Below are 18683 nucleotides of genomic sequence, written 5' to 3'. Positions count from 1 at the left end.
CGCGCGCCAATCAGGGTTTGGAAGCCAGCGCTTGTTCCACTGCCTTGATCAATTCCGGGCTGTCCGGCTTTGTCAGGCTGGAGAAATTGGCAATCACCTTGCCTTGGCGATCCACTACATACTTATAGAAATTCCACTTCGGCGCGCTGGTCTGCTGCGCCAACACCTTGAACAGGTTCACCGCATCCGGCCCCTTGACCTTCTGTGGCTCGGTCATGGTGAAGGTCACGCCGTAATTGACGTAACACACCTTGGCGGTTTCCTCGCCGGTTTTGGCTTCCTGTTTGAAGTCGTCGGACGGTACGCCGATCACTTCCAGCCCCTGGCCTTTATAGCGCTGATACAAGGCTTCGAGGCCTTTGAACTGCGGCGCAAACCCGCAGAAGCTGGCGGTATTGACGATCACCAGCGGTTTGCCGGCAAAGCGCTGGCACAGGTCGATGGATTCTTTGGCGCGAAGCTTGGGCAATTGGCCCTCAAGCAACGGTGGGCAGTTGGCAGCCATCGCAACACTGCCAATGGCCATCAGGACGGGTACAGCGAGCCAGCGCATTTGCATGTCGAAGGTCCTTGAAATTCTTCAGTTCATGAACTTAACAGATCGACATGCCCAGTTGCATCAACGCAAGGCCACCGTGTTGCCAACCCCACCAGGCCAGCAACAACAGGACCAGCCCTGCTGCCAGCGCCAAACACCGCACCGTCATACTCATGCCGCCTCCATCTGCGCCTGCAAGCGTGCCACCGGCCGCTCGCGCACAGGCCAATTCAGGGCCGCCGCCAGCACACTCAACAGCACGGCTACTTGCCAGATCAAATCGTAGTTACCGGTTCGATCATAGACCACCCCGCCCAACCAGCCGCCGAGGAACGAACCCAACTGGTGGAACAGGAACACAATCCCACCGAGCATCGAGAGGTTTCGCACTCCAAACAGCGTCGCGACCGTACCGTTGGTCAGTGGCACGGTGGACAGCCACAGGAAGCCCATGGCCATGCCGAACAGGTAAGCCGTGATTTCTGTCACCGGTGCCCACAGGAACAATACGATCACCACCGCGCGCAGCAGGTACAACGCCGTGAGCAAACGCGGTTTGGACATGCGCCCGCCGAGCCAGCCGGCGGTGTAGGTGCCGAACACATTAAACAGGCCGATCAAGGCCAGCACCGTGGTGCCGACTCTTGCCGGCAGATGCTGGTCCACCAGATACGCGGGCAAGTGCACACCGATAAACACCACCTGAAAACCACACACGAAAAAGCCGAACGCCAACAGCCAGAACCCGGAGTGGGAACCTGCCTCCTTCAGCGCTTCGCGCAGGGTTTGCTGGCCGACACTGACCGGCAGCGGTTTGTCCTTGAGCATCGCCACCAGCGGCAGGATCAGCGCCACCATCAGGCCCAGCACCAGCAAGGCGGCTGACCAGCCGAGCCAACTGATCAGGCCTAAAGTGCCCGGCACCATGGCGAACTGGCCAAAAGACCCGGCGGCGCTGGCGATGCCCATGGCCATGCTGCGTTTTTCCGGCGCGACAGCGCGGCCGACGACACCCAGAATGACCGAGAACGAGGTGCCCGACAGGCCGATGCCAATCAGCAACCCCGCGCTGAGCGACAGCGACCACGCCGAATCAGACATGCCCATCAGCACCAGTCCGACGGCATACAGCACCCCGCCGACAAACACTGCTTTGGCCGCGCCGAAACGGTCAGCCAGGGCGCCGGTAAACGGCTGCGCCAGGCCCCAGATCAGGTTCTGCAAGGCAATCGCAAAGGCGAACGTCTCACGGCCCCAGCCAAATTCGCTGCTCATCGGCGCCAGAAACAGGCCGAAGCCATGCCGCACACCCAGCGACAACGCCAGGATCAGCGCACTCCCCACAAGAACCCAGCCACTGGCGCGCCACATCGAGGTCATTTGTTATTCTCCGCTCGCGGGTATATACCCGCTTGTAGTCGAACAAAACCGCGCTCAGGCGAGTTCGTCCAGCAAGGCCAACAGGGTTTCGCGTTTTTCCGCGCCCAGTCGATCGATCAATTTTTGTTGTGCCGCTTCCCACGCCGGTAGAGCTGCCGTCAGGCGCTCTTCACCCGCTTCAGTCAATTGCACCAAACGGTTTCGCAGGTCATCCCCCTCGACCAACCGCACCAGGCCTTCGCCTTCGAGCACGCGCAAATTGCGGCCCAGAGTGCTGCGATCCAGACCCATGGCGTCGGCCAGGCTGGAAATACTCGGTTGGTCGAGACGCTGCAGATTGCACAGCAGAGAATACTGGGCAACGTTGATCCCGAAGCCGTCGAGAGCGCCGTCGTAATGCCTGCTGACGCCACGGGCGGCACGTCGCAGGTTGGTGCATAAACATTGGGAGGCAAGCATTGAGCGTGTATATACCCGGAATTATGGAATTGCAAGCAAGCGTTACAGCGCCAGACCGACCAGAACCGCAGTTTCCAGCAGTTCCAACAGGGCGCCCGCGGTGTCGCCGGTGGTGCCGCCCAACCGATTGACCATCAACTGGCGCAGCCACACAAAACACACGGCAGCGAGCAAGACGGCGATGCCACCGTTGAAACCGCCGATCAAAATGCACGCGAGGCCACTGAGGATCAGCACCTGCTGGCCGACAACTCTTGGTAAATGATCCGACAACGCCTGACCCAAACCGCCTTCGCGCACGTAGCGCGTGGTGAGAAACAGCGCGAGCATTGAAGCGCGTCCGATCAACGGCGCGAGGATCAGCGCCGCGCCGTTGTGCTGCTCGATCAGCGCCACCAGCGCCGTGAACTTGAGCAGCAACACCAGGCCCAGCGTAACCACTGCGATCGGGCCGCTGCGCGGGTCTTTCATGATGGTCAGCGTGCGTTCGCGGTCGCCGAAGCCGCCGAGCCAGGCATCGGCACTGTCGGCCAGGCCGTCCAGGTGCAAACCGCCACTGAGCAGCACCCAGGCCGTCAGTAACAACGCGGCGTGCAGCAACAGCGGTGCGCCTATCAACAGCGTGTTGAGGCCCCATAACAGCAGCCCGAACAGCACGCCCACAAGCGGGTAAAACAGCAACGAACGGCCGATTTCCTGGGACTGCGGCATGCCCGGCAACTTGATGGGCAGGCTGCTGAGAAATTGCAGGGCAATGAAGAACGGCAGCATCTTCAGACACCTTCCTTTAACGCGCCGCAGGCCTCGACCTGCAAGCTGAACAGGCTGCCGTGCCCGACTTCGACATTCAGCAATTGCTCCCGAGGCAAACCCCTCGCGCGTGCCAGCAGCAGACGCATCACGCCACCGTGGCTGATCAGCAACACCCGCTCGCCGGCATACGCCTGATGCAGGCGTGAGACGGCGCCCAAAACACGCTCGGAAAAATCGCTGACAGGCTCGCCATCGGGCGGCGTGAAGCTGTAGGGGTCGGCCCAAAACAGGCCAAGCCCTTCAGCGTCGGTTTCCATCAGCGCGGCTGCGCTCTGCCCTTCCCAGGCACCGAAGTGTAATTCTTGCAGATCTTTTTCGAGGCTGACCGGCACGTCGCGCCGTGCACCCAATTCCTGCGCAAACAGTGCGCAACGCTGCAACGGCGAGCTGACCAACCGGTCCCATGGCCCCTGCTCCACCACGGCGGCGCGCATCTGCTCCCAACCCTTGGCGGTCAACGCATCATCAAGGCTGCCGCGCAAGCCGCCACCCAACTCGGTTTCGCCGTGGCGCAGCAGGTCCAGGCGCAAGGTCATGCCGGACGATCTGCCACGGCGGCTTCGGCGAACGTTGCCATCTGCCCATGCAGCGCACAGGCCAGGCGCAGCACGGGCACCGCCAGCGCCGCACCACTGCCTTCGCCCAGGCGCAAGCCGAGTTCGAGCAGTGGCTGGGCGTCGAGGTGTTGCAGCACATGACGATGGCCCGGCTCGGCACCCCGATGGCCAAACAGCAGCCAACCGCGCGACGCCGGGTTCAGGCGCGTGGCGACCAGTGCGGCGACGGTGCAGATAAAACCATCCACCAGCACGGCGATGCCTTCCTGGGCACAGGCCAGGTAGGCGCCGACCAGTGCAGCAATTTCAAAACCGCCTAGATTGAACAGGGTTTGCAGCACGTCATCGCGTTGCCCGGCATGCCGTGCCAATGCGCGCTCGATCACCGCCACTTTGCGGCTGACGCCTTCGGCATTCAGGCCCGTGCCGGGGCCTGTGAGGTCACTCACTTGGCAATCGAGCAAGGCACACGCCAGCGCGCTCGCCGCCGTGGTGTTGCCGATGCCCATCTCGCCACCGATAAACAACTGCGCACCGGATTCACGCGCCCGCAGCACGCTGTCTCGACCCGCTTGCAGCGCCAGCTGCCCCTGAGCCACAGTCATCGCCGGGCCGTGAACAAAATTGGCCGTGCCCGCCCCGATATTCAGGTGACGCACGCCCGGTAAATCCAGCGACGGCGTGACCGTGCCGAGGTCGACCACCTCCAGTTGCGCACCCAACTGCCGCGCCAACACACTGATGGCCGCGCCGCCGCTGACAAAGTTATGCAGCATCTGCCCGGTCACTTCCTGCGGGAACGCCGACACGCCCTCCGCCACCACGCCGTGGTCACCGGCAAAAATCGCGATCCACAGCCGATCCACCGACGGCTTGACCTGGCCTTGCAAGCCGGCCAATTGCACCGCCAGTGCTTCCAGCTGGCCGAGGGAGCCGGCCGGTTTAGTCAATTGCTGCTGACGCGCCAGCGCCTGTTCATGCGCCGAAACATCAATGGTTTTGCAAGGGTTGAACCACCAGGAGTCAGTCATAACGCGATACCTTTCAATGTCAGGGGCAGGCCGGCAACCGTCAGGACAACACGCTGACACCGCTCGGCCAGGGCTTGATGCAGCCAACCGGCTTCATCCACATAGCGGCGAGTCAATTCGCCCAGCGGCACGACACCGAGACCGGTTTCGTTGCTGACAAAAATGATTTCACCCGGCAGCGACGCCAGGGTTTCCAACAACTGATCACGTTCCACCGCCAGGCGCGCCGGGTCTTCCAGCATCAACAGATTGGTGAGCCAGAGGGTCAGGCAATCCACCAACAGGCAGCGATCCGCCGCGGCGTTTTCACGCAGCACCCGCGCCAGTTCGACAGGCTCCTCGATCAACCCCCAAGCGTCAGGCCGACGCTGACGATGCAGAGCGACGCGCTCATTCATCTCCCCATCCAGCGGCTGGCTGGTGGCGATGTAAACGACCGGCAAACCGCTGTCGCTGGCGAGCTTTTCGGCAAGACGGCTCTTGCCGGAACGGGCCCCGCCGAGAATTAATTGAAGCATGTGCACGTTCCTTTATCGGCTGGATCAGAGCTTGAGGATGGGACTGCCGACTGTGGCGTGTCAGCTGAAAACGAGGCGCGGCCATCGCAGGCAAGCCAGCTCCCACAGAAAAGCCAGTTCCCACACAATCTGCTTTTGATCCAACCACTCAGGTCGGCTCTCAGGCCGCCGTGCTTGTGATTTTGATTTTGATTTTGATCTGAGACGCCCCGTAAACCACGCTGGCCGAACGCAGGCTTGAATCCGTGGGTAACCCGGCAGGACGCCGGGTTAGCCGTGCTGGGCCAAGGATGGCCCATCACGGCGGCCCACGGATTCAAGTCGGAGTGAGGGCACACCGAGCCTAAGCGAGGTGCCGAGTGGTGGGGCGAAGGCCTTTTGGTTACTTTTGGGCCTTTCCAAAAGTGACCCGCTGTAAGAGCGGAACCATCAGCCGCCGTTACCGCAGCAACGGATATGCCCACCGCAAGGCCGCCTTCGCGAGCAAGCCCGCTCCCACAGTTGAAATGCGGCGTGTCAGCTGAAAACGGGGCGCGGCCATCGCAGGCAAGCCCGCTCCCACAGTTGGCCATCAGATTCCACATAACGTGCGCAACAAAGTGGTATCGAGGTGGTTTTCTACTAAATCCGCCAACCGCTCGATGTCGCGCTCGCGCAGAGCGTGGTAATCCACCTCCTGCACGTCCTGCAACCCAGCCCAGCGCAACAACGCACTGCACGCCGCAGGCGTCTCAAACAAACCATGCAGGTAAGTCCCAAGAATCTGCCCATCCGCACTCTGAGCACCGTCGCTGCGGCCATCGTCCAGCAACACCGCAGCCCGGGACAACGCATCGCCAGACGTCACACCGGCATGAATCTCATACCCACTGACCTCGGCATCTTCAAGCAATAACCGCCCGCGCACATTGCGCAGTTGCTTCTCTTCTTCAAGGGTCGTACTGAACGCCAACAGCCCCAACCCTTCACTGGACCCGCAAGGCCCCTCCAGCCCGAGAGGGTCATGCACCTGCTCGCCAAGCATCTGCAAGCCGCCGCAAATACCGAGCACCTTGCCGCCATAACGCAAATGCCGCGCCACGGCGGTGTCCCACCCATTGGCGCGCAAATACGCCAAATCACTGCGCACACTTTTCGAGCCCGGCAAAATAATCAGGTCCGCCGCAGGGATCGCCTGCCCCGGCCCGACAAACTGCAAATCTACCTGCGGATGCAAACGCAGCGGGTCAAAATCGGTGTGGTTGCTGATACGCGGCAACACTGGCACTACCACCTTGAGCACCTGCGCCGCCTTGTCGATCTGACGCCTGTCGATACCGTCTTCAGCCTCCAGATGCAGGTCCATCACATACGGCAACACACCCACCACCGGTTTGCCGGTGCGCGCTTCCAGCCAATCAAGCCCCGGTTGCAGCAGCGCGATATCGCCGCGAAAGCGGTTGATGATGAACCCCTTGACCCGCGCCTGCTCAGTGGGCGACAGCAACTCAAGGGTGCCGACCAAATGGGCAAACACCCCGCCACGGTTGATATCGGCGATCAACAACACCGGGCAATCCACCGCCTCGGCAAAGCCCATATTGGCGATGTCATTGGCGCGCAGGTTGATCTCCGCCGGGGAGCCCGCGCCTTCTACCATCACCACCGGGTACGCTTCGCTTAACCGCGCGTGGGAAGCCAGCACCGCCTGCATCGCGATAGCTTTGTAGTCGTGATAGGCCACCGCATTCATGCTGGTGACGGCACGGCCGTGGATGATCACTTGGGAGCCGGTGTCGCTGTTGGGCTTGAGCAGCACCGGGTTCATGTCGGTGTGCGGCGCCAGGTTGGCGGCCTGGGCCTGCACAGCCTGGGCGCGGCCGATTTCGCCGCCCTCGGCGGTGACCGCGCTGTTGAGCGCCATGTTCTGTGGTTTGAACGGCACGACCGCCACACCCTGGCGCACCAGCCAACGGCACAACGCAGTGACCAGGGTGCTTTTGCCGGCATCGGAAGTGGTGCCCTGCACCATCAACGTAGTCATGAGACTTCCTTGTAGGCGGCCAGCGCTTCATCGAGTCGCAGCCACTGCGCCTCGGTGTCGGGCAAACCGAAACGCACACTGCTGTCATGAATAAACAAGCGCAACAGAATGCCGCGCTGGGCCATGAATTCGTGCAGCCGTTCGGCGTGGGGGGTGATCAGCCATTGAAACAAGGCGCAGCCGCCGTGGGGTTGAAAGCCGTGGCGCTCAAGCAGCTCAAACAAACGCTGGCCGGCTTCGATACAGCGAAGACGTTGGCGTGTGTGCCCAGCAGTATCGCGCAAGCACGCTTGGCCGATTACCCGCGTCGGCCCGCTGACGGCCCATGGCCCGACCTGTTCGGCGAGCAACTTGAGCAACCTGCGCTCGGCCAGCACGAAGCCCAGGCGCACACCAGCCAGGCCAAAGAACTTACCGAAGGAACGCAGCACAATCAGCCCGACTTGATGGGCGTGGCTCGCCAGGCTCAGTTGTGGAGTGACGTCCATAAACGCTTCGTCCACCACCAACCAGCCGCCGCGCTGCGCCAGCCGCGAGTGCCAATCGAGCAGGCGCTGCGGCGCCAGGCTCAACCCCGTGGGGTTGTTGGGGTTGACCACCACCAGCACGTCGAGGCCGTCGAGGAAGAAGTCGACTTCCTGTTCCTGCACCTCACGCACCACGTACCCGGCACGGCGCCAGGCTTCGGCATGCTCGGCATAACACGGCGACAGCACGCCGACCTTGCCGGTGCGACGCAGGCGTGGCAACAGCTGAATCGCGGCCTGGGAACCTGGCACCGGCAACACATGGGCGGCGCCGTAATATTCGCTGGCGGCTTTCTCCAGGCCATCATCGGTTTCCGGCAACCTTGCCCAGGCGCGTAGAGGAATTTCGGGGATCGGCCACGGCCTTGGCGCCAGGCCGCTGGACAGGTCGAGCCAGTCGGCCTCGGCTATCCCGTACTGCATCGCCGCCTTGCGCAGCCGGCCACCGTGTTCAAGCATAAAATTGCGCCCCTGTACAAAGGATCAGCAGCCATAACCATACGCCGCGCTGCACCAGTTGCCAGCCTCGGTCGATGGCATCGGCATCGGCTGCCGGGCCTTCTCCCAGTGGCGGGCGCTGATGCAACTCGCCGTGATAAATCGCCGCGCCGCCCAACTCGACACCCAGTGCACCGGCGCCCGCCGCCATCACCGGCCCGGCATTCGGGCTGTCCCACGTCGGGCCTTGAGTGCGCCAGCATTTGAGTGCCAGTCGGGTGTTGCCCAATACCGCGTAGGTCAACGCCACCAGACATGCAGGAATGTAGTTCAGCACGTCGTCGATTTTGGCCGCTGCCCAGCCGAAGCGTTCGAAGCGTTCGTTGCGATAGCCCCACATGGCGTCGAGGGTGTTGCTCAAGCGATAGAGGACCACGCCCGGCACACCGGCGACCACAAACCAGAACAGCGCGGCAAACACCGCATCGCTGCCGTTCTCCAACACTGATTCGGTGGCGGCGCGGGCGACTTCGGTGCTGTCCAGTTCAGTGGTCTGGCGGCTGACCAAATAGCTCACGCGTTTGCGCGCTTCGTCCAGGTCGTCGCTGCGCAGGGCCTGGGCCACCGGGATCACGTGTTCACCCAGGCTGCGCATGCCAAGGGCGCAGTACAACGCCAGAATTTCCAGCACCCAGCCGATGTACGGCGCCCACGACAAGGCGGTGGCCAGCAATGTCAGCGGCACAACAGCGATAAACCACGCGGTCACGCCATGGCTGCGCCAGCCACGGCCGCCGGCATTGAAACGTTTCTCGATGCGCCCGGCGAAATTGCCGAACGCCACCAGCGGATGCCAGCGTTTGGGCTCGCCCAGCAACGCGTCCAGTGCCACTGCCGCGACACACAGCAAGGCCACACTCATTGACTCACTCCCCACACATTTTCATACAACATGTCACTCAGCGGCCGTGGTTCGGTCCAGCCTTCGAGCTGCAACATCGGTGCCGGGTAGAAGGCCTCAACCGGCCCCAGACACAACACCGCCAGGGGTTTTGCGCCGGGCGGCAAGCCCAGCAAGTCGGCCAGGGCCTGAGGCTCGAACAGCGAGACCCAGCCCATGCCAAGGCCTTCTACGCGCGCCGCCAGCCACAGATTCTGGATCGCACAGGACAGCGAAGCCATGTCCATTTCCGGCAAGGTGCGACGACCAAAGATATGACGCTCGCGATCATCCATCAGCGCCGCTACCAACACTTCGGCGCAGTCATGAATACCTTCGACCTTGAGCTTCATAAACGCGTCGGAGCGCTCGCCGAGGGCTTCGGCGGTACGGATGCGCTCTTCCTCCACCAACTGCTGAATTTTCCCACGCAGTTGTCGGTCGCTGATGCGAATGAAGCGCCAGGGCTGCATCAAGCCGACGCTGGGCGCCTGATGTGCCGCCTGGAGCAGGCGGTGCAACAACTCGGGAGCGACAGTGCCACCGGTGAAGTGGCGCATGTCGCGGCGTTCGGCGATGGCGCGGTAGACGGCCTGGCGGTCGGCTTGGGGGAAGGCGTTGTCGGTCATGGCCCTATCGCGGGCAAGCCCGCTCCCACAGTTGACCGAGTTGAAACCCCCTCCAGTGTGGGAGCTGGCTTGCCTGCGATGGCGGCCTCCCGATCAGGCGCAAACAATGCGGCCACAGCCGCCGGATTCGACGGGAAGTAAAAGTGTACATAGGACGCCGTCATCCGCCCCTGCCGATAAACCGCCTCGGCACCGCGCCCGCCATTCGGGCTCACGCCACGGGCAATCGGCTCCCACTCGGTGCTGGTCAGCGAATGGTGATAGGTGTGGCCACGCAATACACCTTCCGGCAGCTCGACGCTTTGCAGCGCCAGGGCCGCCAGTTTTTTCTGCATCACCGCATCGCCTTGCAGCAGGCCAACCAGCTCGGCGCGGGTACCGTCGACATCGGTGAGCGAATCGAGCAGATAGAGCATGCCACCACACTCGGCCAGCAACGGTTTGCCGGCGGCGTGATGGGCACGAATCGCATCGAGCATCGGGGTATTTTCCGACAGCGCCGTGTGGTGCAGTTCCGGGTAACCACCGGGCAGATAGAGGCTGTCGGCGTCGGGCAATTTGCGGTCGTGGATCGGCGAGAAGAAGTGCAACTCGGCGCCCATCGCCCGCAACAGGTCGAGGCTGGCGCCGTAGGTGAAGGCAAAGGCTTCGTCGCGGGCCACAGCAATGCGCACGCCCGTGAGCAACGGCTCGGCCTTGATTACTTCGGGTGCGGCAAAGGTCACCGGCGGCGGCACGGCGACTTCGCAACTGCTGCCCAGCGCTTGAGCGGCGGCGTCCAGGCGCACGTCGAGGTCATTCAGTTCGCTGGCTTGCACCAGGCCCAGATGACGGCTGGGCAATTCGATACCGGTTTCTCGAGACAACGCGCCGTACCAGCGCAAGCCTTCAGTCAGGCTGCCTTCCAGCAGTTGCGCGTGGCGCAGGGTGCCGACGCGGTTGGCCAGCACGCCTGCAAATGGCAGGTCGGGTTGATAACGCGCCAGGCCCAGGGCCAGCGCGCCAAAGGTTTGAGCCATGGCCGTGCCGTCGATCACGCCGAGTACCGGCACGCCGAAGTGGCGCGCCAGGTCTGCACTGGACGGCGTGCCGTCGAACAGGCCCATCACGCCCTCGATCAGGATCAGGTCGGCCTCACCTGCGGCTTCCCACAGCAAACGACGGCTTTCCTGTTCGCCGACCATCCACATGTCCAATTGATACACCGGCGCACCGCTGGCGCGCTCGTGAATCATGGGGTCGAGAAAGTCCGGCCCGCATTTGAACACCCGCACCTTGCGCCCCAGATTGCGGTGCAAGCGCGCGAGTGCGGCGGTGACGGTGGTTTTGCCCTGGCCGGACGCCGGTGCGGCGATCAGGACAGCCGGGCAATGACGGGGCTGATTCAAAGTTCGACGCCCTTCTGTGCCTTGATCCCGGCCTGGAACGCGTGCTTGAGCATGCCCATTTCGGTGACGGTGTCGCCCAGTTCAATCAGCTCAGGCTTGGCGCCACGGCCGGTGACCACCACGTGCTGCATCGGCGGGCGGGCTTGCAGGTCGCTGAGCACCTGGTCGAGGTCGAGATAGCCGTGCTTGAGGGCGATGTTCAACTCGTCCAGCACTACCATGCCGATGGCAGGGTCTTGCAGCAGTTCGCGGGACACGGCCCACGCGGCTTCGGCGGCGGCGATGTCGCGCTGGCGGTCCTGGGTTTCCCAGGTAAAGCCTTCGCCCATCACGTGGAAACGCACTTGTTCGGGGAAGCGACGGAAGAACATCTCTTCACCGGTGCTGTGGCGGCCCTTGATGAACTGCACCACGCCGCACTGCATGCCGTGGCCCATGGCGCGGGCGAGCATGCCAAACGCCGAGCTGCTCTTGCCTTTGCCGTTGCCGGTGAGCACCAGCAGCAATCCGCACGCGTTGGGAGAATTGGCGATGCGCTCGTCGATCACGGCTTTTTTACGCAGCATGCGCGCCAGGTGGCGTTCGTCGCGGTCGGGGGAATCAGTCATGGCAGCTCTCCGTTGGGGCTGGACAAAAACGGCGGGCAGGAAAAAGACAAAACAGACAGCCAAGCATCGCCCACCGTGATGCTGTTGGATGATCCAGGCCGGTCTCCGGGCTCATGAGTGGCGCTCTCCTAGAGAGGGCAACCGACGATGCGCCTTCCCATATCGCGTGCGATACAGTGGCAAAAGCACCGTTTTCACTCATTTACCGTTGCGGGGGCAGCGCCGGAATTGCGGCAGCACTGTGTACAAGTGCGCTCACTCACCGGCTTCCCTGTTTCACTCTGTCGACCCACGGGCCACAGAGCACCTGGAACAAGCCGCGAAGGTTAGTGGGTTGGGGGTGGAGCGTCAATTAAAGCTGGCCTTGCACTTGAACCATCCCACTGCCGCACTCCTCTACCCTTACAGGTATTCAGGAGAAAACCATGCATAAAACAAGACTTGCCCTACTGATCATGGTCGCCGGCACCCTCGCCGCCTGCGGTGAAAGCTCTACCTTGCAGGTGTCCGACGGCACCGGGCCTTCGCCCAAATTGCCGGAGCCGAACAAAACCCTGATCCCCACCGTGAACATCGCCCCGGCGATTGGCTGGCCTGATGGCATGAAGCCGACTGCCGCCGCAGGCACCCAGGTGGCTGCGTTTGCCGAAGGGCTCGATCACCCGCGCTGGCTGTATGTGTTGCCGAACGGCGATGTGCTGGTGGCCGAAACCAATGCACCACCCAAGCCGGATGATTCCGCAGGCATTCGTGGCTGGGTGATGGAGAAGGTCATGGGTCGCGCCGGTGCCGGCGTGCCGAGCCCGAACCGCATCACGCTGCTGCGCGATGCCGACCACGACGGCGTGGCCGAAACCCGCACGGTGTTTTTGGAGAACCTGAATTCGCCCTTCGGCATGACCCTGGTGGGCAATGATCTGTATGTGGCGGATTCGGACAAGCTGCTGCGCTTTCCCTACCAACCGGGCGAAACCGCGATCAAGGCAGCTGGCACCAAGGTCGTCGACCTGCCAGGTGGCAGCATCAACCACCACTGGACCAAAAACGTGGTGGCGAGCAAGGACGGCAGCAAGCTGTACGTGAGCGTTGGCTCCAACAGCAACGTCGGCGAGAACGGCCTGGCGGCCGAAGAAGGTCGGGCGGCGATCTGGGAAGTGGACCGTGCCACGGGCCAGCACCGCATTTTCGCCTCAGGCCTGCGTAACCCCAACGGCATGGCCTGGGAACCGCAAAGCGGCAAGCTGTGGACCGCAGTGAATGAACGCGACGAGATCGGCAGCGACCTGGTGCCGGACTACATCACGTCGGTCAAGGATGGCGCGTTCTATGGCTGGCCGTTCAGTTACTACGGGCAGCATGTGGATGTGCGGGTAAACCCGCAGAGCCCGGAACTGGTGGCCAAGGCGATTGCGCCGGATTACGCCGTGGGCCCGCATACCGCATCGCTGGGCCTGACGTTCGCCGAGGGCAGCAAACTCCCTGCGCAGTTCAGCAACGGCGCGTTTATCGGCCAGCACGGTTCGTGGAACCGCAAGCCGCACAGTGGCTACAAGGTGATTTTCGTGCCGTTCGAAGGAGGCCAGCCTAAAGGGCAGCCGGTGGATGTGCTGACCGGGTTCCTCGACAAGGACGAGAAAGCCATGGGCCGGCCGGTAGGCGTAGTAATTGATCAGCAGGGGGATTTGCTGGTGGCAGATGATGTGGGGAATAAGGTGTGGCGGGTGTCGGCGGTTAAATAGCCGATTTCAAGCACCACACAAAGCAAATGTGGGAGCTGGCTTGCCTGCGATTGCATCGCCGCAGTGGCACTGAGACACCAAGGTGACTGCATCGCAGGCAAGCCAGCTCCCACACTGGTCTCTGTGTGCCTTTACGGATTACGCGCCAGATTGGCTGGCAACACGCGCTTGGCGCTCAGGTAGGCATTCTGCCAATACGCTTTGGACAAGGTGTCCAGCTTCACCGTACCGCCCGTCTGCGGCGCATGCACAAAGCGGCCTTCGCCCACGTAGATCCCGGCGTGACTCACTCGAGAACCACCACCCGTAGCGAAGAACAGCAAGTCACCGGTTTGCAGGTTTTGCTCGCTGACGTCTTGCGCACGCATCACGATCAGTTCACGGGTAGTACGCGGCAAGGAGATCCCGGCGGCGTCGCGGAACACAAAACCGATCAGGCCGCTGCAATCAAACCCGGAGTCCGGCGTATTACCGCCCCAACGATACGGCGTGCCGACCAGGCCCAGCGCGCGAAAAAGCACGTCTTCAGCCGCAGGCGAATAGTTTTGGACGGAATAATTGAACACCGGCTTGGGCTTGACTGCTACAGGAGCAGCGGGCGGCGGCGGACGGTTGGCGCAGGCGCTGAGGAGCGCGGCGCAAACGAGAAGAATGAGGCGGGCCGAGGTCGACATGTGCAGAACAATCCTGGTCTGGATGCGGCTTTCGCTGCCGAAGGCTGAAAACCAGAACGCGCAAGCAAAGCTCGCGCGAACGGATTCCAACAACATCCAGGGATTCTAGCGCTTACACATCAAACTTCAAGTATCACTTTAACTTTACTTACTAGCGGTAACCGTCGTCGGGGCCATGGCGAGTGCGCGCTTGGCTTCAATGAAGGTTTTGCTCCAGTAGCTGTCACCCAGGTTGTCGACGCGAACACCACCACTGCGACGGCTGCTGGAGTGAATAAACTGGTTATCGCCCAAGTAGATACCGGCGTGGCTGACACGGCCACGGCCTGCTGTACTGAAGAAAAGCAGATCACCGGGCTTGAGGTTGTTGCGTGCGACCAACGGTGCATCCACGTTGATCATTTCGCGGGTCGAGCGCGGCAGGTTCATGCCGGCTTCTTCACGAAACAGGTAACCGATAAAGCCACTGCAGTCGAAACCGGCTTCAGAGGTACCGCCAAAACGGTAACGGGTACCGATCAGGGACATGCCGCGTTCGAGAATGCTGTCGGCCAGAACCGGAAGCTGGTAAGGCTTGCGGCCAGCAAAGTTGACCAGTTCTTTTTCGGTTGCCTGCTCTTCGTTATAAAGAGCTTCCTGATAAACAGAGGAAGACTGCGATGCAACGAATTTGGCTTGGGATTGTTGTTGGCTTTTTTGCTGCTCGACCACCTGCTGAGGGTGGGAGGCGCAACCAAACAAAAGGGTAACAAGTGCGAGAGGCACGAGGGGTGCGAAGCGATTTAGCATGGGCACGACCGTGGCTGGTATGTAAAGAAGTCGAGACTATGCCCACTATCAGATCGATTTGCAAATTCAATCGCGATCTATGTGACTTCTTGTTTGAACGATGACATCTAAGCCCTTAACACCCCATGATGGCATTTGCGTGGCAATACCGGCCCAAACGCAGGCTTTCTGGCGCCTGAAATTTGCCAAAAGCCCAGGTTTTACTGGACTTGCTACCAGCCAAGGGTTTCTTTCAGGAAGGGGATGGTGAGCTTGCGCTGAGCCTGCAAGGAGGCCTGATCGAGCTGTTCGAGCAAGTCGAACAACGCGCTCATGCTGCGGGTGCCACGGGTGAGGATAAAATGCCCGACTTCGTCAGTCAGGTGCAGGCCGCGACGGGACGCGCGCAATTGCAGGGCGCGCAATTTGTCTTCGTCAGACAGCGGGCGCATTTGGAAGATCAGTGCCAGGGTCAGGCGCGACTTGAGGTCAGCCAGCTTCACCGGCAGCTCGCGCGGCGAGGTGGAGGCGGCAATCAACAAACGTCGGCCGCTGTCGCGCAGACGGTTGAACAGGTGAAACAGCGCCTCTTCCCACTCCGCCTTGCCGGCGATAACTTGCAGGTCGTCAAGGCAGACTAGTTCGTATTGTTCGAGGTGGTCGAAAATTCCGATACCGCGGTCCATCAATTCGGCCAGCGGCAGGTAAACCGCCCGTTCACCCATCTGCTCGAAGCGCAGGCACGCTGCCTGTAACAGGTGGGTACGCCCCACGCCGTGCTTGCCCCACAGATAGATCAGGCTCTCAGTCCACCCGGCGTCGGCTTCGCAGAGCCGCTCGACATAGCCGAGTGCAGCGGCATTGGCGCCTGGGTAGTAATTGATGAAGGTGGCGTCGTCACGCAGACGCACACCCAAGGGCAGCTGAATCGGTTTCATGCTGACTGAACGGCTCCAAGCGAGCCGTTAGTGGCCTCTGTGTAAAGTTTGCAAAGTTTATACCCGTGACGCCGGGCGCACAATGCAACAGACCGCAAGCAAAATCAAAGGTTTGCGTTACTCGGGCCGATTTGCGCAAAAGCTTTACCGCTTACCCCAGAAACGACAAACCCGGCCGGAGCCGGGTTTGTGATGCAAGGGTTACAGTTTGGGGTCTTCGACCCCGGCGTACGCATCCGAATCCTTGTACAGGTCGTGCAGATGGCGCAGCAGCACCATGATCACCGCCGCCACCGGCAGAGCCAGCAGGATGCCGGTAAAACCGAACAGCTCGCCGCCAGCCAGGATCGCAAAGATCACCGCCACCGGGTGCAGGCCAATCCGGTCGCCAACCAGCAACGGCGTCAGCACCATACCTTCCAGCGCCTGCCCCACCATGAACACCGCGACAATCCCAAGCATCGGGTACAGGTCGCCGCCAAACTGGAACAGCCCCGCCACCAACGCGGCGCCAATACCAATCACGAACCCCATGTACGGCACGATAGCCGCCAAGCCTGCGATCAAGCCGATCAACAGACCCAGCTCCAGCCCAATGGCCATCAAGCCTGCGGCATAGATAGTCCCCAGCGCCAGCATCACCAGCAATTGCCCTCTCACAAACGCGCCGAGCACCTCGTGGCATTCTTCCGCCAGCGAGACGACTTGCTCCTCACGGTCGCGCGGCAGCAGGCTGCGGATCTTGGCCATCATGATGTCCCAGTCGCGCAACAGGTAGAACGCCACCACCGGAATCAGCACCAGGTTGGTCAACCAGCCGATCAACGCCAGGCTGGACGCCGTGGCTTGGCTGAGCACCACACCGACGATATCGGTGGTCTGGCCCATGTGCTCGCTGATGGCCGCCTTGACCTTGTCGAACTTCCAGAAACCATCCGCCAGCCCCAACTTGGCCTGGGCCCACGGCATGGCCGTGTGCTGCAACCAATCAAGCATCTGCGGCGCCAGTTCATACAGACGGAACAGCTGCTTGGCCAACATCGGCACCAACACCAACACCAGCGCAGTGATGATCATGGTGAACAGGGCAAACACCGCCACCACGCCCCAGGTGCGTGACAGGCCGGCTTTCTCCAGGCGATCCACTACGGGATCGAACAGATAAGCGAGCAGCAACGCCACCAGAAACGGCGTCAGGATCGAATGCAGCAAGAACACAAACACGCACAGCAGGACAATCCCGCCAAGCCACACCCAACGACGCGTATCCGCCATATACCACTCCTTCTGTTTATCTATTGCCCGCTTCTATATATAGAAGGAAGACCACTTGGAACTTATTACTTACCAGCGAAAACGCAGTTGCGCCTGAGGCTCGGGAGCGGCAGGCGGCTGAGTGCCTTCCGCCACCTGTGGCTGAGCAGGCGCCTCATCTGCAGGCACCTCCGTCAGCTTGGCCAGGCTCAACTGAGTACGTAACTGATCGGCGCTGCCGTTGACGCGATACACAATCCGATTGCCATCCACGCGCTGCGGCTGACCGCCAAACGGCTCCAGCAGATGACCCAGCGCGGCATAACGCTCCAGGGTCATGCCCTGTACTTCGAGCAATTGTTCCGTGGTGACGCCCGGCTTGACCGCAAAACGCGGCGCCAGTTTTTGGCTGACCGCCAGCATCACCGCGTCAGCAACCGCGCCGGTGTCGGCACCTTGCGCGGTGCCCTGCTCGCTCTTGTCGCCCAACCACAGGCGCCATTTGGCTTGCCATTGGCTGCCTTCCTGGCGAGCGTGAACCGCCAGCAAGGCGTCGGCGCCGTAGCGCTCGGAAGCAGCGCGCAACGGCGTGGCGTCTGCACTCTCAAGATTAGGTGCGGTGGCCACCACCTGCTCCTGCAAGTCGCCCAGCGGCAAGCGCAACGGCAAACCACGGTGCTGGGCCGCGCGGCGCAGGGCTTGGGCAACCGCCTGGCCGTCACCGATCAAGCTGCTGCCTTCGGTGGAATCGTTCAGCCACCAGCCGAGGATTGATGGCCGATTGCTGCCCCAAATGGACAAGCCCGCTTCGCGCAACGCACGGTCGGTGCTGACAGGGTCGAAATCCACTTGCAGGCTTTCCGGTGGTCCGGCGTCGTAGCCGTATTGGCTGATGATTTGTTGCGGGTCTTTGCGGATTGCCGCCAGGCCTGGACCCTCGGCAGCCTTGGCGTCACCCGTCAGGCGAATCACCAGGGTTTGCACAGCGCGCTGAGTGGCTTGGTCGCGCTCTTGGGGCGACTGGCTGCTGACCGGTTCAAGCACTTGATAGAGACCGTTGAGGGTTTCGGCATGACTCGCCAGGCTGACAAAGGACAAGCAGCCTACAAAAAAGAATTTACACAGACGCATGGAAGATTCCCGAACGACAAATTTAGCGGCTGGAACAGACCGCGTGAACTCGGCTTGGCAAGGCTGTGACAGCAGCGACCGGTAAAACATTCACGGGGTCCTGGTAAGTTTTCATACTGTCATAACGATAGCGGATTCAAGGCTATACCTTAATGGGTGCCATGGCAGACCCAATCAGCATTTTTTTAACCTATATGGCCCTGCCCGTCGGCCCGAGGATGGCCGCTGCCCCTCAAGCCTGATAAAATCGCGCGCCTTCGCAGACCGTCAACGGCTGAGCCTCTTCAATGAAAGCCCCGCCAGCTCGGTCGTTACCCAGAAATCCCCCCT

The 18683-nt window shown here is 61.7% G+C and carries 19 protein-coding genes and 1 riboswitch; of the genes, 1 reads left to right on the top strand and 18 read right to left on the bottom strand.

The annotated features are described in order from the left end of the window. Positions 1 to 10: 10 nt before the first annotated feature. The 13 genes from ACP7A2_RS08720 to cobO form a co-directional block, all read right to left on the bottom strand. The gene (locus ACP7A2_RS08720; RefSeq protein WP_426133895.1) at positions 11 to 559 is read right to left on the bottom strand and encodes a glutathione peroxidase; all 549 of its coding nucleotides are present in this window, start codon (positions 557 to 559) and stop codon (positions 11 to 13) included. Positions 560 to 709: 150 nt separating this feature from the next. Continuing rightward, a complete protein-coding gene (locus tag ACP7A2_RS08715; protein WP_426133922.1) occupies positions 710 to 1909 on the bottom strand; it encodes an MFS transporter in 1200 nt (399 codons plus the stop codon). A 63-nt stretch (positions 1910 to 1972) separates the two neighbouring features. Continuing rightward, a complete protein-coding gene (locus tag ACP7A2_RS08710; protein WP_348055641.1) occupies positions 1973 to 2377 on the bottom strand; it encodes a MarR family winged helix-turn-helix transcriptional regulator in 405 nt (134 codons plus the stop codon). 42 nt (positions 2378 to 2419) lie between these two features. Then, on the bottom strand, positions 2420 to 3148 hold the full coding sequence (locus tag ACP7A2_RS08705; protein WP_426133894.1) for an adenosylcobinamide-GDP ribazoletransferase: 729 nt from the start codon (positions 3146 to 3148) through the stop codon (positions 2420 to 2422). A gap of 2 nt (positions 3149 to 3150) precedes the next feature. After that, complete coding sequence (cobC, locus tag ACP7A2_RS08700) at positions 3151 to 3726, bottom strand: alpha-ribazole phosphatase family protein (protein ID WP_426133893.1); 576 nt, start codon at positions 3724 to 3726, stop codon at positions 3151 to 3153. Next, positions 3723 to 4778: a nicotinate-nucleotide--dimethylbenzimidazole phosphoribosyltransferase gene (gene cobT, locus ACP7A2_RS08695; protein ID WP_426133892.1), complete on the bottom strand. Its 1056-nt coding sequence runs from the start codon at positions 4776 to 4778 to the stop codon at positions 3723 to 3725. The genes cobC and cobT overlap by 4 nt, the downstream gene beginning before the upstream one ends. After that, on the bottom strand, positions 4775 to 5296 hold the full coding sequence (gene cobU / locus ACP7A2_RS08690; RefSeq protein WP_426133891.1) for a bifunctional adenosylcobinamide kinase/adenosylcobinamide-phosphate guanylyltransferase: 522 nt from the start codon (positions 5294 to 5296) through the stop codon (positions 4775 to 4777). Before cobU ends, cobT begins: the two co-directional genes overlap by 4 nt. A 571-nt stretch (positions 5297 to 5867) precedes the next feature. Next, on the bottom strand, positions 5868 to 7319 hold the full coding sequence (locus ACP7A2_RS08685) for a cobyric acid synthase (protein WP_426133890.1): 1452 nt from the start codon (positions 7317 to 7319) through the stop codon (positions 5868 to 5870). After that, positions 7316 to 8305, bottom strand: coding sequence for a threonine-phosphate decarboxylase CobD (gene cobD / locus ACP7A2_RS08680; protein WP_426133889.1), 990 nt, complete (start codon positions 8303 to 8305; stop codon positions 7316 to 7318). Before cobD ends, ACP7A2_RS08685 begins: the two co-directional genes overlap by 4 nt. Next, on the bottom strand, positions 8298 to 9206 hold the full coding sequence (gene cbiB, locus ACP7A2_RS08675) for an adenosylcobinamide-phosphate synthase CbiB (protein WP_426133888.1): 909 nt from the start codon (positions 9204 to 9206) through the stop codon (positions 8298 to 8300). The genes cobD and cbiB overlap by 8 nt, the downstream gene beginning before the upstream one ends. After that, positions 9203 to 9853: a 5,6-dimethylbenzimidazole synthase gene (bluB, locus tag ACP7A2_RS08670; protein WP_426133887.1), complete on the bottom strand. Its 651-nt coding sequence runs from the start codon at positions 9851 to 9853 to the stop codon at positions 9203 to 9205. The genes cbiB and bluB overlap by 4 nt, the downstream gene beginning before the upstream one ends. Then, a complete protein-coding gene (locus ACP7A2_RS08665; protein ID WP_426133886.1) occupies positions 9850 to 11241 on the bottom strand; it encodes a cobyrinate a,c-diamide synthase in 1392 nt (463 codons plus the stop codon). The genes bluB and ACP7A2_RS08665 overlap by 4 nt, the downstream gene beginning before the upstream one ends. Beyond that, entirely contained in the window at positions 11238 to 11849 is a 612-nt protein-coding gene (cobO, locus tag ACP7A2_RS08660) for a cob(I)yrinic acid a,c-diamide adenosyltransferase (RefSeq protein ID WP_426133885.1), read from the bottom strand. The genes ACP7A2_RS08665 and cobO overlap by 4 nt, the downstream gene beginning before the upstream one ends. Before the next feature lie 79 nt (positions 11850 to 11928). Next, positions 11929 to 12175: riboswitch (cobalamin riboswitch) on the bottom strand. A 99-nt stretch (positions 12176 to 12274) separates the two neighbouring features. Between cobO and ACP7A2_RS08655 the strand changes: the two genes are divergently transcribed. Next, positions 12275 to 13588, top strand: a complete 1314-nt coding sequence (locus ACP7A2_RS08655; protein WP_426133884.1) for a PQQ-dependent sugar dehydrogenase — start codon at positions 12275 to 12277, stop codon at positions 13586 to 13588. Between the two features lie 131 nt (positions 13589 to 13719). On the opposite strand, the gene ACP7A2_RS08650 is transcribed toward ACP7A2_RS08655, so the two are convergent. The 5 genes from ACP7A2_RS08650 to ACP7A2_RS08630 form a co-directional block, all read right to left on the bottom strand. Next, a complete protein-coding gene (locus ACP7A2_RS08650) occupies positions 13720 to 14262 on the bottom strand; it encodes a C40 family peptidase (protein ID WP_426133883.1) in 543 nt (180 codons plus the stop codon). Positions 14263 to 14406: 144 nt separating this feature from the next. Next, positions 14407 to 15051, bottom strand: a complete 645-nt coding sequence (locus tag ACP7A2_RS08645; protein ID WP_426133882.1) for a C40 family peptidase — start codon at positions 15049 to 15051, stop codon at positions 14407 to 14409. 212 nt (positions 15052 to 15263) lie between these two features. Continuing rightward, positions 15264 to 15968, bottom strand: coding sequence for a DnaA regulatory inactivator Hda (gene hda / locus ACP7A2_RS08640; protein ID WP_348055668.1), 705 nt, complete (start codon positions 15966 to 15968; stop codon positions 15264 to 15266). Positions 15969 to 16169: 201 nt separating this feature from the next. Continuing rightward, positions 16170 to 17243, bottom strand: a complete 1074-nt coding sequence (locus ACP7A2_RS08635) for an AI-2E family transporter (protein ID WP_426133881.1) — start codon at positions 17241 to 17243, stop codon at positions 16170 to 16172. A 69-nt stretch (positions 17244 to 17312) separates the two neighbouring features. Continuing rightward, on the bottom strand, positions 17313 to 18353 hold the full coding sequence (locus ACP7A2_RS08630; RefSeq protein WP_426133880.1) for a DUF2066 domain-containing protein: 1041 nt from the start codon (positions 18351 to 18353) through the stop codon (positions 17313 to 17315). Positions 18354 to 18683: the final 330 nt, after the last annotated feature.

Source organism: Pseudomonas sp. PWP3-1b2 (assembly GCF_049896045.1).
Classification (GTDB): Bacteria; Pseudomonadota; Gammaproteobacteria; order Pseudomonadales; family Pseudomonadaceae; genus Aquipseudomonas; species Aquipseudomonas antarctica_B.
The sequence above is the reverse complement of the archived record's forward strand: the minus strand, read 5'-3'. Positions and strand labels throughout refer to the sequence as shown.